The organism is Escherichia sp. WS1451 (genome assembly GCF_046487365.1).
GTDB classification, from domain to species: domain Bacteria; phylum Pseudomonadota; class Gammaproteobacteria; order Enterobacterales; family Enterobacteriaceae; genus Escherichia; species Escherichia coli.
Genome location: NZ_JBJQJP010000016.1, coordinates 1 through 16,749, shown reverse-complemented (window position 1 = coordinate 16,749; position 16,749 = coordinate 1). Strand labels below are relative to the sequence as shown.

The 16,749-nt window shown below is 54.1% G+C and carries 14 protein-coding genes; 6 read left to right on the top strand and 8 right to left on the bottom strand.

All coding sequences use genetic code 11. From position 1 onward, the window contains the following. Positions 1-3: 3 nt before the first annotated feature. Positions 4-1,179, bottom strand: coding sequence for an isochorismate synthase EntC (entC, locus tag ACJHX7_RS18580; protein WP_001298341.1), 1,176 nt, complete (start codon positions 1,177-1,179; stop codon positions 4-6). Positions 1,180-1,367: 188 nt separating this feature from the next. Here entC and fepB point away from each other — a divergent pair, with 188 nt between their 5' ends. Further along, complete coding sequence (fepB, locus tag ACJHX7_RS18575) at positions 1,368-2,324, top strand: Fe2+-enterobactin ABC transporter substrate-binding protein (RefSeq protein ID WP_001234308.1); 957 nt, start codon at positions 1,368-1,370, stop codon at positions 2,322-2,324. Between the two features lie 3 nt (positions 2,325-2,327). Here the strand turns inward: fepB and entS are convergent, their stop codons facing one another. Further along, on the bottom strand, positions 2,328-3,578 hold the full coding sequence (gene entS, locus ACJHX7_RS18570) for an enterobactin transporter EntS (RefSeq protein WP_001041787.1): 1,251 nt from the start codon (positions 3,576-3,578) through the stop codon (positions 2,328-2,330). Between the two features lie 110 nt (positions 3,579-3,688). Between entS and fepD the strand changes: the two genes are divergently transcribed. From fepD to fepC, 3 genes are read left to right on the top strand one after another with little or no spacing between them, the layout of a single operon-like run. Further along, positions 3,689-4,693 (top strand): Fe(3+)-siderophore ABC transporter permease, encoded by a 1,005-nt coding sequence (gene fepD, locus ACJHX7_RS18565; protein WP_001346359.1) that lies wholly within the window; start codon positions 3,689-3,691, stop codon positions 4,691-4,693. After that, positions 4,690-5,682 carry an iron-enterobactin ABC transporter permease gene (fepG, locus tag ACJHX7_RS18560; protein ID WP_094030156.1) on the top strand — a complete coding sequence of 331 codons (993 nt, stop codon included), beginning with the start codon at positions 4,690-4,692 and terminating at the stop codon, positions 5,680-5,682. The genes fepD and fepG overlap by 4 nt, the downstream gene beginning before the upstream one ends. Further along, positions 5,679-6,494: an iron-enterobactin ABC transporter ATP-binding protein gene (fepC, locus tag ACJHX7_RS18555; RefSeq protein WP_000140634.1), complete on the top strand. Its 816-nt coding sequence runs from the start codon at positions 5,679-5,681 to the stop codon at positions 6,492-6,494. Before fepG ends, fepC begins: the two co-directional genes overlap by 4 nt. Here the strand turns inward: fepC and wzz(fepE) are convergent. The 4 genes from wzz(fepE) to fes all read right to left on the bottom strand — a co-directional run bounded on the left by wzz(fepE) (position 6,491) and on the right by fes (position 13,140). Then, complete coding sequence (wzz(fepE), locus tag ACJHX7_RS18550) at positions 6,491-7,624, bottom strand: LPS O-antigen length regulator Wzz(fepE) (protein WP_094030155.1); 1,134 nt, start codon at positions 7,622-7,624, stop codon at positions 6,491-6,493. The two genes, fepC and wzz(fepE), sit on opposite strands and share 4 nt — an antisense overlap. A 214-nt stretch (positions 7,625-7,838) precedes the next feature. Further along, on the bottom strand, positions 7,839-11,720 hold the full coding sequence (gene entF, locus ACJHX7_RS18545; RefSeq protein ID WP_094030154.1) for an enterobactin non-ribosomal peptide synthetase EntF: 3,882 nt from the start codon (positions 11,718-11,720) through the stop codon (positions 7,839-7,841). After that, complete coding sequence (gene ybdZ / locus ACJHX7_RS18540; RefSeq protein WP_000885794.1) at positions 11,717-11,935, bottom strand: enterobactin biosynthesis protein YbdZ; 219 nt, start codon at positions 11,933-11,935, stop codon at positions 11,717-11,719. Before ybdZ ends, entF begins: the two co-directional genes overlap by 4 nt. Positions 11,936-11,937: 2 nt before the next feature. Further along, positions 11,938-13,140, bottom strand: a complete 1,203-nt coding sequence (fes, locus tag ACJHX7_RS18535) for an enterochelin esterase (protein WP_094030153.1) — start codon at positions 13,138-13,140, stop codon at positions 11,938-11,940. A 242-nt stretch (positions 13,141-13,382) separates the two neighbouring features. On the opposite strand from fes, the gene fepA reads away from it, so the two are divergent. Both fepA and entD read left to right on the top strand, forming a co-directional pair. Continuing rightward, the gene (fepA, locus tag ACJHX7_RS18530) at positions 13,383-15,623 is read left to right on the top strand and encodes a siderophore enterobactin receptor FepA (RefSeq protein ID WP_060617969.1); all 2,241 of its coding nucleotides are present in this window, start codon (positions 13,383-13,385) and stop codon (positions 15,621-15,623) included. A gap of 49 nt (positions 15,624-15,672) precedes the next feature. After that, positions 15,673-16,293 (top strand): enterobactin synthase subunit EntD, encoded by a 621-nt coding sequence (gene entD, locus ACJHX7_RS18525; RefSeq protein WP_000858745.1) that lies wholly within the window; start codon positions 15,673-15,675, stop codon positions 16,291-16,293. 121 nt (positions 16,294-16,414) lie between these two features. Here the strand turns inward: entD and hokE are convergent, their stop codons facing one another. Both hokE and ACJHX7_RS18515 read right to left on the bottom strand, forming a co-directional pair. Continuing rightward, on the bottom strand, positions 16,415-16,567 hold the full coding sequence (hokE, locus tag ACJHX7_RS18520; RefSeq protein ID WP_000956465.1) for a type I toxin-antitoxin system toxin HokE: 153 nt from the start codon (positions 16,565-16,567) through the stop codon (positions 16,415-16,417). 97 nt (positions 16,568-16,664) lie between these two features. Next, positions 16,665-16,749, bottom strand: an 85-nt coding sequence (locus ACJHX7_RS18515; RefSeq protein ID WP_088551278.1) for an IS3 family transposase, incomplete at its 5' end; no start/stop codon positions are given.

Below are 16,749 nucleotides of genomic sequence, written 5' to 3'. Positions count from 1 at the left end.
TCCTTAATGCAATCCAAAAACGTTCAACATGGTAGAAAGTTTGACGCCTGTTTCGCGCCACTCACCCAACGGTGAGGACGCAGGCACAATCCCCGCTCCGGCAAACAGACGCACCTGGTTTTCCCGCAGCTTCGCGCAGCGGATGGTCACCACCCACTCGCCGTTACCTTCGCTGTCACACCAACCCACAATGCCGCCAAACAGTTCGCGGTCGAACGGCTCCAGTTCAGCAATAACCTGGGTCGCGGCCTGATGCGGGAAACCGCTCAGCGCGGGGGTCGGATGCAGTAGACAGGCCAAAGTCAGTGCGTTTTCTTGCGAATTCGCTTTACCTTCAAAGGGAGTTGCGAGATGCCACAGCGTCGGCGTGGTAATCAATTGTGGAGAGGAGGGAACGTGTAACTCACTACTGCGTTTGCGCAGTACCTCTTTCATCGCCTGAGTCACCAGTTCATGTTCATGGCGATCTTTTTCTGACGCCAGCAGACGATTACCCGCTTCGCGATCGAGCACTTCATCCGGCTGACGACGCGCGGAACCGGCTAACGGAATGGAGCTAAAACGCTCGCCGTCTTTACGTAGCAGCAGTTCCGGGCTGGCCCCCAGCAGAACGCCACCATCAGCCAACGGAACATGGAAGTTGTAACTAACCGGGTTTTGCGCAATCAACCGTTCCAGCAATACGCCACTATCAATGGCGGCGTCAGTGGTGATATCAATCAACCGTGACAACACCACTTTGTCGACCTGCGGCGTGGCGGTAAGTGCGGCAGCACGGGCAACCATCTGTTCAAACGTGGTTTGTTCCGGAATGGCCTGACGTTCCACCACGTTCAGCGACTGGCTGCGAGTGAAACGGCGTGCGGAAGCTTGTTTTTCCTGACGGGAGAACGACTGCCAGGATTCGGGAATATACAGCGACGAAGGCTGACGTGGATCGAAGGGAATCGCCCCGACCATCACCGGATTTTTGATGCCCTGCGCTTTGGCATCGGCAAACAACGCGGCGAGTTTTTGCTGGAAGGGACTGTCGGGCGAATCCCCGTTCACAGCCGGTTCATCGAAGCGGGCGAAACATCCTGACGTCGTAAAACTGCGGTACGGCGACATAAAGAAAAAGCGATTGGGCGCAAGTGTTGCCATGGTCTGCTGTACTTCCTCAGCCAGTGACGTATCCATATCATCCTCCACAAAATGATAAAGGCTTTAATAATGATTATCATTTATATTTTCGGTCGCTAACCTAAAAGCAAACGCGCACTATGTCAACTCTTGAGGTAACGCAATCTGCAACTCGGGGTTGCATCTGGTTGTGGTTACAATGAAAATGAGAAGCATTAACTTCATTAATAACAGGAAGCTGACTTGTGAGACTCGCCCCGCTCTACCGCAACGCCCTTCTATTAACAGGACTTTTGCTATCAGGAATAGCCGCAGTTCAGGCCGCCGACTGGCCGCGTCAGATTACTGACAGCCGGGGCACTCATACCCTGGAAAGCCAGCCTCAGCGTATTGTTTCCACCAGCGTCACCCTGACTGGCTCACTGCTGGCGATTGATGCTCCGGTGATCGCCAGCGGCGCGACCACGCCGAATAACCGCGTCGCGGATGACCAGGGCTTTTTACGCCAGTGGAGCAAGGTGGCGAAAGAACGCAAACTGCAACGGCTCTATATCGGCGAACCGAGCGCCGAAGCCGTTGCCGCGCAAATGCCGGATCTGATTTTAATTAGCGCAACCGGCGGGGATTCGGCGCTGGCGCTGTACGATCAGCTTTCTACCATCGCCCCAACATTAATCATCAATTACGACGACAAAAGCTGGCAGGCGCTGTTAACGCAACTTGGCGAAATTACCGGGCATGAGAAACAAGCGGCAGAGCGGATTGCACAGTTTGATAAGCAACTGGCGGCGGCGAAAGAGCAAATCAAATTACCGCCGCAGCCGGTCACTGCCATTGTCTATACCGCCGCTGCACACAGTGCCAATCTCTGGACGCCGGAATCAGCACAAGGGCAGATGCTGGAACAACTCGGCTTTACGTTGGCGAAATTGCCCGCAGGGTTAAACGCCAGCCAAAGCCAGGGCAAACGCCATGACATCATTCAGCTTGGTGGGGAAAATCTGGCTGCAGGGTTAAATGGCGAGTCACTATTCCTGTTCGCTGGTGATCAGAAAGATGCCGATGCGATTTATGCCAATCCACTGCTCGCGCACCTGCCCGCAGTACAAAACAAGCAGGTTTATGCGCTGGGAACCGAGACGTTCCGCCTGGATTACTACAGCGCCATGCAAGTGCTGGAACGACTTAAGGCGCTGTTTTAAGCATTAACTGTCGGACGCTGTCATCTGCGGCGGCGTCTGGCGAAAACGTCGCAACTCCACCAGCACCAGCAATAACAACACGCCGATAATCAACAAACCAAAACCGCTCGCGCTTGCGGAAGCAACCGGTGTCATCATCGCGCCCAAACCGCCCAGCAGCGCCGCGCCTATGGCATCGCCCGTCACGTTTTGTGCCGTCCACAAACCGTTAATCCGCCCTAACATCGCTTCCGGGGTTTGCGTTTGCAGCATTGTATATTGCAGCAACGAACTAACCGCGCTCAGCCAGCCGAACAGCGCCAGACAAACCACGCCTAAAATCCACATCGGCATCAGGCCAAACAAACCAATGGCGAGGAACGATCCCAGCGTGGAAAGCAGCATCAATAACCCTGGTCGCGCGCTATGTGCCAGCTTACCGCTGGTTAACGCGCCAATAGCCGCGCCGAGCGGGATCGCCGCATAGAGAAAACCAATCTGTGCCGCCGACATCTGCCAGTTGTCAGCCAGCGCCGGATACAGGACCCGCACCGCGCTCGCCATCGTCAATAAACCACCCAGCAACGCAATCCCTCCCACCAGCGGGCTGGCGAGTAGAAAACGAAATCCTGCCAGTAATGATTTCAACGGATGCTCACGCGGCTGCGGCGGTGGTGGCAACGCCGGAAGGCTTAACAACGGTAGCAAGGTAATAAACGTGCCCGCCGCCGCCAGTCCGTAGTTCCAGGCTACGCCTCCGGTCGCCAGCAATAAACCGCCAATCATGGGCGAAATCACCGATCCCAGACGCACGGTCAACATGGTGATCGCCCCGGCCTGCATTAAGTTTTCACGCCCTACCAGTGCAGGTGTCGCCGCCAGTAGCGCCGTAACGCCAAGCGATGCGAAAAAACCATCCCATAAACCAAGTAAATAGATTGCCAGCAAAGACGGCTCCGGCAGCAGCGCATTCAGGCACAGTCCAATAAAGCCAATGCCACAGGTGCCACGCGCCAGCAAAATCACTTTTTTACGCTCATAGCGATCCGCCAGCACACCGCCGACCATCAGGCCAACAAACATCGCGCCGCCGGTCAGCGTCACCGAAAGCCCCACCTGCCAGGTGGAATGCGTCATCATCTGGATCTGCACCGGCACCGCGACGCCGAGCAAACCCAGAGAAACAATTGAGATAAAACGAGCGAGGAATACTGCGCGAAACGCCGGGTGCGTTTTCAACAGGCTGAGGTTAAGCAGCCAGGATTGTTTATTCATTACAATGCCTTGCCATCAAATATTTTAAATACCTATTCTTAGGCTGCACATGCTAACATATCCAAATAAGATCGATAACGATAATTAATTTCATTATCATGGAAGTTCGTATGTCTGGTTCTGTTGCCGTGACACGCGCCATTGCCGTGCCCGGATTGCTGTTATTACTGATTATCGCGACGGCATTAAGCCTGCTCATTGGGGCAAAATCACTCCCCGCTTCCGTAGTGCTGGAGGCCCTCTCCGGCACCTGCCAGAGCGCCGACTGCACCATCGTGCTCGACGCGCGGCTGCCGCGTACCCTTGCCGGTTTACTGGCAGGCGGTGCACTTGGGCTTGCCGGGGCGTTAATGCAAACCCTCACCCGAAACCCACTTGCCGACCCCGGCTTGCTTGGTGTGAACGCCGGAGCCAGCTTTGCCATTGTGCTGGGTGCGGCGCTGTTTGGTTACTCATCCGCGCAGGAACAACTGGCGATGGCCTTCGCCGGGGCGCTGGTAGCCTCGTTGATTGTTGCCTTTACCGGCAGCCAGGGCGGCGGGCAGTTAAGTCCGGTGCGTTTAACCCTGGCGGGCGTGGCGCTGGCGGCGGTGCTGGAAGGGCTGACCAGCGGCATCGCCCTGCTTAATCCTGACGTCTACGATCAGTTGCGTTTCTGGCAAGCCGGTTCGCTGGATATTCGCAATCTACATACCTTAAAAGTGGTGCTGATCCCGGTGCTTACCGCTGGAGCAACCGCGCTATTACTGAGCCGCGCGCTGAACAGTTTAAGCCTCGGCAGTGACACCGCGACGGCGCTGGGCAGCCGCGTGGCGCGCACACAGTTGATTGGTCTGCTGGCGATTACCGTGCTTTGTGGTAGTGCGACGGCGGTAGTTGGCCCGATTGCCTTTATTGGCCTGATGATGCCGCACATGGCGCGCTGGCTGGTAGGTGCCGATCATCGCTGGTCGCTGCCCGTCACGCTACTTGCCACCCCTGCCCTGCTGCTGTTTGCCGATATCATCGGGCGGGTGATTGTGCCCGGCGAGTTACGCGTTTCTGTCGTCAGTGCGTTTATTGGCGCACCGGTGCTGATCTTCCTCGTGCGACGTAAAACGCGAGGTGGCGCATGATTTACGTCTCTCGCCGATTAATCATCACCTGTCTACTGTTGCTAATAGCTTGTGTGATGGCAGGCGTGTGGGGATTACGCAGCGGTGCCGTCACGCTGGAAACTTCGCAGGTACTCGCCGCGTTGATGGGCGACACGCCGCGCAGTATGACGATGGTAGTCACCGAATGGCGTTTACCACGCGTGCTGATGGCGCTGTTGATTGGCGCGGCGCTGGGCGTCAGCGGCGCGATTTTTCAGTCGCTGATGCGTAACCCGCTCGGCAGCCCTGACGTAATGGGCTTTAACACCGGGGCGTGGAGCGGCGTACTGGTGGCGATGGTGCTGTTTGGTCAGGATCTGACGGCTATCGCGCTGGCAGCAATGGCGGGGGGTATTGTCACCTCGCTGCTGGTCTGGCTGCTCGCCTGGCGTAACGGTATCGACACCTTTCGGTTGATTATTATCGGTATCGGTGTTCGCGCCATGCTGGTGGCCTTTAATACCTGGCTGTTGCTGAAAGCGTCTTTAGAAACGGCGCTAACAGCGGGTTTGTGGAATGCCGGATCGCTCAATGGCCTGACGTGGGCAAAAACCTCGCCTTCCGCGCCCATCATCATATTGATGCTCATTGCCGCCGCCTTGCTGGTAAGGCGGATGCGCTTGCTGGAGATGGGCGATGACACCGCGTATGCGTTAGGCGTCAGCGTCGAACGTTCGCGGCTGTTAATGATGCTGGTCGCCGTAGTGCTTACCGCAGCTGCCACTGCCCTGGCGGGGCCGATTTCCTTTATTGCTTTAGTCGCGCCACACATTGCCCGCCGCATTAGCGGCACCGCTCGCTGGGGGCTGACCCAGGCGGCGCTGTGCGGGGCGTTGTTATTACTGGCGGCCGATCTCTGCGCCCAACAACTGTTTATGCCGTATCAACTTCCGGTTGGCGTCGTTACCGTCAGCCTCGGCGGTATTTACCTTATCGTCTTGTTAATTCAGGAGTCTCGCAAAAAATGACCGAATCAGTAGCCCGTTTGCGCGGCGAACAGTTAACCCTCGGATATGGCAAATATACCGTTGCGGAGAATCTGACTGTAGAAATACCTGATGGTCACTTCACGGCAATTATCGGGCCAAATGGCTGCGGTAAATCCACTTTACTGCGTACTTTAAGCCGCCTGATGACGCCTGCTCACGGGCATGTCTGGCTGGATGGCGAGCACATTCAACATTACGCCAGTAAAGAAGTTGCCCGGCGGATTGGTCTGTTGGCGCAAAATGCTACCACGCCGGGCGATATCACCGTGCAGGAGCTGGTGGCGCGTGGACGTTACCCGCATCAACCGCTGTTTACCCGCTGGCGCAAAGAGGATGAAGACGCGGTAACGAAAGCGATGCAGGCCACGGGAATCACTCATCTGGCAGATCAAAGCGTGGATACCCTTTCTGGCGGACAACGCCAGCGAGCGTGGATAGCAATGGTGCTGGCCCAGGAAACGGCAATTATGCTGCTCGATGAACCCACGACCTGGCTGGATATCAGTCATCAGATTGATTTGCTGGAACTGTTAAGCGAACTGAACCGCGAGAAAGGCTATACCCTGGCGGCGGTGCTGCACGATCTTAATCAGGCCTGTCGTTACGCCAGCCATTTGATTGCATTGCGGGAAGGGAAAATTGTTGCTCAGGGAGCGCCGAAGGAGATTGTCACTGCTGAATTGATCGAGCGCATTTATGGTCTGCGCTGCATGATTATTGACGATCCGGTAGCCGGAACTCCGCTCGTGGTGCCGCTCGGACGAACGGCACCTTCAACTGCCAAGATTTAAACTAAGTGCTCTTCCATCACGGCATCCTGTTTTCTGGATGCCATCGCATAGCGCAACAGCACGCCACCACAAGCCACCATCCCGCCGATCATCGCAGAAAGGATCACAATAATCGCCTTACCCGGACCGTCTTTTTTCACTGGCAATGACGGGCTTAACTGATATTTAAACGGCGTAAAATTCACATCGTTGATATTTGCTTTTGTTAGCTGCTCAACAAGATACTGACGATTACGTAATTCACCGTTCAATTCCGCAACGTCAGTAACCGCTTTTTCAATTTCCAGTTTGCGTTCAATACCGTCTGCACCGAGAGAAATAGAGAAATCGGGGTCATCTTTAACGGCCTGACCATTACTGTATACGGGCTTTTTAATTCCTGCCGCGTTGGCAATGTCGAGTGAATAATTGAGGCGCTGAATGTTTGCATCAAGTTGATTTTTCGTTTTAATGCGATCCTGAGCCAGTTTTTCTTTTTCAAACTGGGTTTTGATCTCCAGTTTATTACGGACGTTTTCTATCGACTCTTTCACCACCAACGCAGAGATATAATCGATATACCCGCTCAAAACGGTCTGCGCCTCTTCACTGGTTAGCGCGGTAAAACTTAGCGTCCAGGAGGTATACAGTGACGGTTCATCTTTTTTCTTACTGGCATTGTCATCAACCGCTTTCATTTTTTCGCTCAATGCGACAATTGCGCGATGCAAATCCAGTTCATCGATTTTCGCCTCTTTTAATTGGTCCATCACATAAGGTGATGAACGCAGGTACTCTTCCAGCAAGCTAACCGACTGAAACTTCTTGATAAACAGGTTAAATGCTTCTGTACGATCAATTTTGATATCCAGATCCAGCACACGAAGCTTAGTGAATGTTTTCTCAAGCGCCTGCCACTGAACAGGTTCTGGAGGCGTGACAACCGCCGCGCTGGTCCATTTTTGCGGCAGGATGAAAGAGATCAGCAATCCTGCGCAGGCAAACGCAAAAATGACCGCCATGACCGTTTTTTTTGCCCGCCATAAAACTTCGATTAGATTAAGTAAATCAATTTCATTATTACTGGGCGACGCCAGAGGATACTCGGGAAAATGAGCGTCACTTCCCTGTTTAATATTCAGTGATGACATGGGGTATAACCTGAAATGAGTCCAATAGGGGGAAATCTCCACGGCGCTCACTTTACCAGTTGGTGAGAATTATCCGAAGCTGAAGTTTGTAAATTCCTTCCACTGAATGCAACATTCACTCTATTTAAGAGAAATATCCACCAAACTTATAAATTAAATAAATGATAAACCCATAATTATTTCCTGTAATTATGGGTTTATAGATAATATTAATTTACCTGTTTAGCGTAGCGCGAATAATCGGCCCAATTTTTTCAAACGCCCCTGGAGAGATAATATCCACATGCGCACAATCCTGACGATAGATATCCAGCTCCGCAATCCATGGTGCCCAGGCCCGTTCGGGAGTCATCCCCTCCTGAAGCGTGCGTTCAGCAACAAACAGCGTCGCTTTACCTTCAAACGGTACACTATGGGCAGTGGTCAACAAGCGCACTGCATCAGCGTAGTTGCCTTCAATGGTGGTAAACAGCTCCGTTGAAGTACTTCCCTGCTGTGCCGCCAGGAAGGCCTCGCGCTCGCGGTTAATCTCCGCCAGCACTTCCGGGTCCAGGCCATTAGCCTCTTTTTCCTGCCAGTTTTGCGTTTCTGGCGGCCAGGTATCCAGCAAGCCAAGAAATGCCACCTGTTCGCCACGGGCACGCAGTCGCGCCGCAATACCCTGCGCCAGCGTACCGCCCAGCGAATACCCCAGCAGGTAATAAGGGCCGTGCGGTTGTTGCTCAAGTAACGTAGCCAGATGCGCTTCGCAGACTTCATCCAGATTTGCCGCGGTCTGCATGGGGCCATGAGGGCGCGGCGACTGAATGCCGATAATCGACCATTGTGGATCGAGATAACGCGAGAGCACGCTAAACTGCCAGGCAAAACCGGAGGCCGGATGGAAACAAAACAGCGTCGGGCCATTACCTTCACGCAACGGCAGAATGGTTTCGAATCCCATGCGCTGGGTGCTGTCTTCTTCACCATCAATAATCGTTGACAGTTTGGCGACAGTTGACGCAACCATCACCTGACCCGGCGTCACCTGACGGGCAAACTGCCGACTTAACTGCGCTGCCAGTTTCATTGCCAGTAGCGAATGACCGCCAAGCGCAAAGAAATCAGCATCGGCATCCTGCACGTCACAACCCAGCAACGACGCGAATGCCGCGGCGATAATCGTTTCACTGCCCGCTTTCGGCGCACGCCCCGGCGCTTGTGCCTTCAGTTCAGGCAACGGTAAGGCTTTGCGATCCAGCTTGCCGTTGGCGCTAAGCGGCAACTGCGGAAGTTGCAGCAGAACCACGGGCACCATATGCGGTGGCAATGTTTCGCGCAACTGCGCCTGTAATGCGCTGGTATCCAACGGCAGGCCTGATTGCGACACCAGATAGCCCACCAACTGACGCGCATCACCACCAGTGGCTGCCGCCTGGTTAATCACACAGGCGTGGGTAACGGCTTGTTCGACATCCGGCAGCGCCTGCATCACGCGATCAATTTCGCCCAGTTCGATACGCTGCCCGCGAATTTTTAGCTGATCGTCACTGCGCCCGAGGTACTCCACTGCGCCGTTATCCAGCCAGCGGGCCACATCGCCGGTACGGTACATCCGTTCGCCAGGGGCAAAAGGATCGGCAATAAAGCGGCTGGCGGTCAGATCGGGTCGTCCAAGATACCCCTGCGCCAGTTGAATACCGGTGAGATAGAGATCTCCCGCCACACCCGGCGGCACCGGATGCATCATCGCATCGAGAATGCGCAGGCCCGTATTCCACACCGGATAACCAATCGGCACACTGCTGCCGCGCACCTCTGCCAGTTCCTCGCCAAAAGCCGGATACCAACTGACATCTACCGCCGCTTCCGTCGGGCCATATAGATTATGCAACGGCGCGCCGGTTAACTGTTGCCATTCGCGGCATAAATCAGCCGGTAAGGCTTCACCACTACAGAAAACCTGTTTCAACGTCGCGCAATTCTGACGAGCGGTTTGCGGAGTCAGCGATGCAACAAATGCTGCCAGCATCGACGGCACAAAGTGCGTGGTCGTTACACCATATTCGGCAAAGAATTGCTGCATAGCGAGCGGGTCGCGGTGCGCTTCCGGTTCAGCCATCACCAGTTTAGCCCCGGCAATAAACGGCCAGAAAAACTCCCACACCGAGACATCAAAACTGCACGGCGTTTTTTGGGCAACGACATCTTCGCCTGTAAGCGGGTAATGGTTTTGCATCCAAAGCAGGCGATTAACGATAGCCGTCTGCCCGACCATTACCCCTTTTGGTCTGCCGGTGGAACCGGAGGTGAAGATGATATAAGCCGTGTGGTGCGGTTGTGAAAGCTGCAGCGGCGCACTGCCCTGTGGTATAAGCGGGGCGTTATAGCAAAGGCGGGTTAAATTGGGGATATCGCTAAAGCGCGGCAGTTGATCGTCAGTGGTGATTAACAGCGACGGACGCGCATCTTCCAGCATCATTTTCAGGCGATCGTCCGGATAGCCGGTATCCAACGGTAACCAGGCCGCACCAGCTTCAACTATCGCATGTAGCGCCAGGGTCAAAAAGACCGAGCGCGGTAATGCCACCGCCACGCTGTCGCCCGGTTTAACGCCGCGCTCACGCAGCAGATTCGCCAGCGCCACCACCTGTTCGCGCATTTCCCGATAGCTAAACTGGTAACGCGCATCAACCAGCGCCGGAGCATCCGGTGTTTTTGCCGCTTGTTCTGCCACCAGCGCGCTCAGCGTGGTTTCTGGAATCTCAACCTGAGTGGCGTTGATCTGCGCCAGCTGCGCATACTCACCTGGCAGCATAATATCGACATCGCCGCACAACAGCGCCGGATCCGCGGCGAACTGGGCAATCAGCATTTTCAGGCGTTCAGCGTGTTGAATTAACGTTGGCTCATCGTAACGCTGTTTATTGGCGAGGATCTCAATACTCAAATCACCGTGTTCATCCGGGAACAGGGCCAGCTCAAGGTCATTAACCGGACCGGTAGCCAGGGTATGGGTTTGCGCCTGAACATCAGGAATATCCAGTTGGTAATCAAATACCTTGATATTGAGTACCGGACCAAACAGCGGTTCATCACCTGCCGCTCGCCCGCTGTCACGGACAATTTGTTCGGCATCGTAACGTTGATGGCGACGCATTTTTTTCAGTTGAGCCGCCAGTCGGGTTGCCAGTTCCGGCAGCGTTTCTTGCGCCGCAATATGAATACCCAACGGCAAAACGTTGAGCACGGGTCCGGTAGCCGTCAGCGCCGCCGAGCCCAGTCGACGCATAAAGATAAATCCGGCAGCGTAGTCCATGCGGTTGCACAATCGCCCCAGCCACAAGGCTGCCAACGCAAGGGCTAAATCGGTACGCTGCACACCTGAAAGTTGCGTAGCCAACTGGCGGAATTCCCCGTCGGTAAATTCCAGTTTCAGGCGCAGAATATCTGCCGAGGCGCTGCGCCCCGGTAAAGGTGCCGGAGAAAGTGACGCGGGCGGCGGCAATTGACGACGCTGTTCCGCCCAGAATGCCGCATCACGCTGCCAGGCTTCGCTTTCGCGGTATTGCTGGTACTCTTCCACTACATCAGCGAAAGGCGTAAACGGCGAAGCAGGCGTAGGTTCGCCACGCAGCCATGCGCAGTAAATGTTGGCGATCTGGCGGGTAATGGCCGGGAAACTAAACCCATCGACCAGCAAATGGTGATAACGCTGATACCAGTACCAGCGGTTATCCGCCACCTGTATCAACTGATGAAAGACCAGTGGTTTACCGCTATCGACGCGCAGATCTTGTTGCAAATCCGCCTGCATTAATGCCTGCGCAGTACCGTGCGGATCAATGTTGGTTCGCAGGTCGATAATTTCTGGCAGTTCGAACGTCAGCGCATCATCGACCCATTGCCAGACTTCGCCGTTATCTTCCGTAAAACGCATCCGCAGCGTATCTGCTTGCGCTAATCCGGCAACCACCGCGCGGGCCAGTAATGGCGCATCAACCTCTCCGGTTAACTCAACGTAATGCGCCACGCTCCAGGCGGAGGGTAAATCCGACAGTTTTTCTGCCATCCAGATGCCGGGCTGTGCGGCGACCAAAGGTAAATGCTGGCTCATTGTGCCTCCTGCAACTGGGTGAAATTCGCCGGTGTCAGAGTACGCCAGTGGACTTCCAGCCACTGCTGGCAGGACTCTTGTGACTGCGGCTGACACACAATGTCCCAGCCTGCCGGTAAGAGGCATTGTTGCGGCCACAGACTGAATTGCCCCTGCGCATTGCGCAAAATGTAAAACGCTCCCTGTGGATCATCGAAGGGATTACTGAATGCCATATTCAACTCCTGTCATGGAAAAGTGGTTGCCAGAGGTCGATTAGCCCCTGCATCAAGCCACCGCGCCAACAAAGCGCATCATGTCCGCCGTCAACCTGACGCCAGAAAATGGATTCTTTTATGGGGTGTAATTGCGCATACAGCGCCTGATTGGCCTGCATGATCATCGGCTCGCGAATACCCGCTTCCAGCACAATGCGCAGACCTTCGGCGCTAACTTGACCAGCTTTAAGTTGCTCAAGTAAAGCACCTTCTTGCTGCCCGCCCCGATGCGGCCACCAGTACGATCCTGACTGGCTTAATACACAGCCAAAGCGTTCAGGCCAGTGCAGTCCGGCATACAGCGCGGAAAGCCCACCAAAACTCTGCCCGGCGACCACGGTGCGATCGGCGCGATCGCTAAAAGAGGCAATAGCTTTCACCAGGGGTAATAACTCTTGCTGTACTGCCAGCCAGAAATCCGCATTACACGGCAGTTCGTGGGCGCGGTGCGTGGTGTCGATAGCATCGATCAACACATACACGGCGGGAGGAAGTTGCCGACGATGGGTCAGCGAAGTTAGCGCAGGCCAGACGGGCATACTCTGCGCCCAAAATTCACCATCAAGCAAAACTGCCAGCGGGCGTTCTTCTGCTGTTGCATCGCCGGTGGTAAAAATCCATACACGGCGTGAATTTTTCAACCGTTCACTTTTCCAGATAATTTCTTTGGCAGGCGTTTCTGGCGCTTGCGGACAATCCCATCCCGGTTGCAGAGGCGCTTGCGGCATTTCGAGTGCAGAAACAGCGTGCCCTCGCCCGCCTTTCCAGCTTTGTGGATTCAGCGGATCGGCTATCGCCTGGGGTAATAGTTTTCGCCAGCCTTCACGTAATTCGAGGCGATCGGGGGATGGTGCAGAAAAAATGTCATCGCGTTCGGTGGGAATAAAGCAGTAGCTGCCGCGCCAGTTGGCATTGAGCTGTGTCGTCCACTGCCAGACGTTGGTGCCTGCAATTCGCTGCATCGACCGGGGCTGGGTGTTCTGATGGTGATCGGTCACACCAGTGATGTAGACCCATACGCGCTTTATCGTCGAGTATTCTTCAGAACCTTGGGGATCACGCCACCAGAAAGTGACCTCAAACATTTCGTCATTCAGACGCTGCCATTCCGGGCCATGTTTCGACTGCCACCAGCTCTCACTTCCTACTTTTAACGCCGTCACACCATAACCCCATGTTTACTGTGCAATTTTTTATTGATTGCAGAAATATATTGATAATATTATTGATAACTATTTGCATTTGCAATAGCGTAATGGCGCGCCGTGGGAAGCGCGGACATTAATTAACCAACTGCACTGCGTGTCTTTCAGGATCAAAGGTTTTCGCGGTAGCGGGGTGCGTCGTATTGATGACGACCATGCCCGACAGTTGCAATTCGTGGCAAAAATGCAGGAATAAAACAATGAACAAGAAGATTCATTCCCTGGCCTTGTTGGTCAATCTGGGGATTTATGGGGTAGCACAGGCACAAGAGCCAACCGATACTCCTGTTTCACATGACGATACCATTGTCGTTACCGCCGCTGAGCAGAACTTACAGGCGCCTGGCGTTTCGACCATCACCGCAGATGAAATCCGCAAAAACCCCGTTGCCCGCGATGTGTCGGAGATCATCCGTACCATGCCAGGCGTTAACCTGACCGGTAACTCCACCAGTGGTCAGCGTGGGAATAACCGCCAGATTGATATTCGCGGCATGGGTCCGGAAAACACGCTGATTTTGATTGACGGCAAGCCGGTAAGCAGCCGTAACTCAGTGCGTCAGGGCTGGCGTGGTGAGCGCGATACCCGTGGTGATACCTCCTGGGTGCCACCTGAAATGATTGAACGTATTGAAGTTCTGCGTGGTCCGGCAGCTGCGCGTTATGGCAACGGCGCGGCGGGCGGCGTGGTTAACATCATTACCAAAAAAGGCAGCGGTGAGTGGCACGGCTCCTGGGATGCTTATTTCAATGCGCCAGAACATAAAGAGGAAGGTGCCACCAAACGCACCAACTTCAGCCTGACCGGTCCGCTGGGCGACGAATTCAGCTTCCGCTTGTATGGCAACCTCGACAAAACCCAGGCTGACGCGTGGGATATCAACCAGGGCCATCAGTCCGCGCGTGCCGGAACGTATGCCACGACGTTACCAGCCGGGCGCGAAGGGGTAATTAACAAAGATATTAATGGCGTAGTGCGCTGGGACTTCGCGCCTCTGCAATCACTCGAACTGGAAGCGGGCTACAGCCGCCAGGGTAACCTGTATGCGGGTGATACTCAGAACACCAACTCTGACGCTTACACTCGCTCGAAATATGGCGATGAAACCAACCGCTTGTATCGCCAGAACTACTCGCTGACCTGGAACGGCGGCTGGGATAACGGTGTGACCACCAGCAACTGGGGGCAGTACGAACACACCCGTAACTCGCGTATACCGGAAGGTTTGGCGGGCGGCACAGAAGGGAAATTTAACGAAAAAGCGACACAAGATTTCGTCGATATCGATCTTGATGATGTAATGTTGCACAGCGAAGTTAACCTGCCGATTGATTTCCTCGTTAACCAGACGCTGACGCTGGGTACGGAGTGGAATCAGCAACGGATGAAGGACTTGAGTTCCAACACCCAGGCGCTGACCGGGACGAATACCGGCGGTGCTATTGATGGTGTGAGTGCCACCGACCGTAGCCCGTATTCAAAAGCAGAAATTTTCTCGCTATTTGCCGAAAACAATATGGAGCTGACTGACAGCACCATCGTAACGCCGGGGCTGCGTTTCGATCATCACAGCATTGTTGGCAATAACTGGAGTCCGGCTCTAAACATATCGCAAGGTTTAGGCGATGACTTCACGCTGAAAATGGGCATTGCCCGTGCTTATAAAGCGCCGAGTCTGTACCAGACTAACCCAAACTACATTCTCTACAGTAAAGGTCAGGGCTGCTATGCCAGCGCGGGCGGCTGCTATCTGCAAGGTAATGATGACCTGAAAGCGGAAACCAGCATCAACAAAGAGATTGGTCTGGAGTTCAAACGCGACGGCTGGCTGGCGGGCGTCACCTGGTTCCGTAACGATTATCGCAATAAGATTGAAGCGGGCTATGTGGCTGTAGGGCAAAACGCAGTCGGCACCGATCTCTATCAGTGGGATAACGTGCCGAAAGCGGTGGTTGAAGGTCTGGAAGGATCGTTAAACGTACCGGTTAGCGAAACGGTGATGTGGACCAATAACATCACTTATATGCTGAAGAGTGAAAACAAAACCACGGGCGACCGTTTGTCGATCATCCCGGAGTATACGTTGAACTCAACGCTGAGCTGGCAGGCACGGGAAGATTTGTCGATGCAAACAACCTTCACCTGGTACGGCAAGCAGCAGCCGAAGAAGTACAACTATAAAGGTCAGCCAGCGGTTGGACCGGAAACCAAAGAAATCAGCCCGTACAGCATTGTTGGCCTGAGCGCGACCTGGGATGTGACGAAGAATGTCAGTCTGACCGGCGGCGTGGACAACCTGTTCGACAAACGTTTGTGGCGTGCGGGTAATGCCCAGACCACGGGCGATCTGGCAGGAGCCAACTATATCGCAGGTGCCGGGGCGTATACCTATAACGAGCCGGGACGTACGTGGTATATGAGCGTAAACACTCACTTCTGATGCTAACGCTTCCTCCCCCGATATTTGGGGGAGGAATAATATAGTTGACATGAAAACTACGCATACCGCCCTCCCCTTTACCGGACATACGCTGCATTTTGTTGAGTTCGATCCTGCGAGTTTTCGCGAGCAGGATTTACTCTGGCTGCCGCACTACGCGCAACTGCAACACGCTGGACGTAAACGTAAAACAGAGCATTTAGCCGGACGGATCGCTGCAGTTTATGCGCTGCGGGAATATGGCTATAAATGTGTGCCCGCAATCGGCGAGCTACGCCAACCTGTGTGGCCTGCGGGGGTATACGGCAGCATTAGTCACTGTGGGACTACGGCATTAGCCGTGGTATCTCGTCAACCGATTGGCATTGATATCGAAGAGATTTTCTCTGTACAAACCGCTAGAGAATTGACAGACAACATTATTACACCAGCAGAACACGAGCGACTCGCAGAATGCGGTTTAACCTTTTCTCTGGCGCTGACACTGGCATTTTCCGCCAAAGAGAGCGCATTTAAGGCAAGCAAGATACAGGCCGCTCAAGGTTTTCTGGATTATCAGATAATTAGCTGGAATAAACAGCAGATCATCATTCGACTAGAGGATGAGCAGTTTGCTGTGCACTGGCAGATAAAAGAAAAAATAGTCATAACGCTGTGCCAACACGATTAATTGACAACATCTGGTACGATTCGCCCGCAGCCATCACTGACCACGGGCGAAAGTGTAAAGCAGGTGCCTTACCATCCTGACCTGACAACCGGATATGCGGGGATTGCTCCCCGCACAACGGCTACTTCTTCGGTTCGTAAGCGAGAACAGCCTTAAACTCAATATTACGTTCCTTCACCGTAAACTCACACAGCGAGTCGCCGACCAGAAGCGTAAATCCCAGCACCGTTAAACACAGCACTATGACTGCCACAAGGGCATATTTCGTCAGCATGTTTATATTGCCTCCATGCGAAGAAGGGACTACCATCCAAATTGTTCGGGTTTGGAGTGGCAGCCCCAGGGTGTACTGACCCCAGAAAGTTGGACAGTTAAACACGAGGCATATAGGTCTGATTCCGATATTCAATTGGAGTCAGACCTTTTAATTTCAGGCTAATTCTTCTGCTGTTGTAG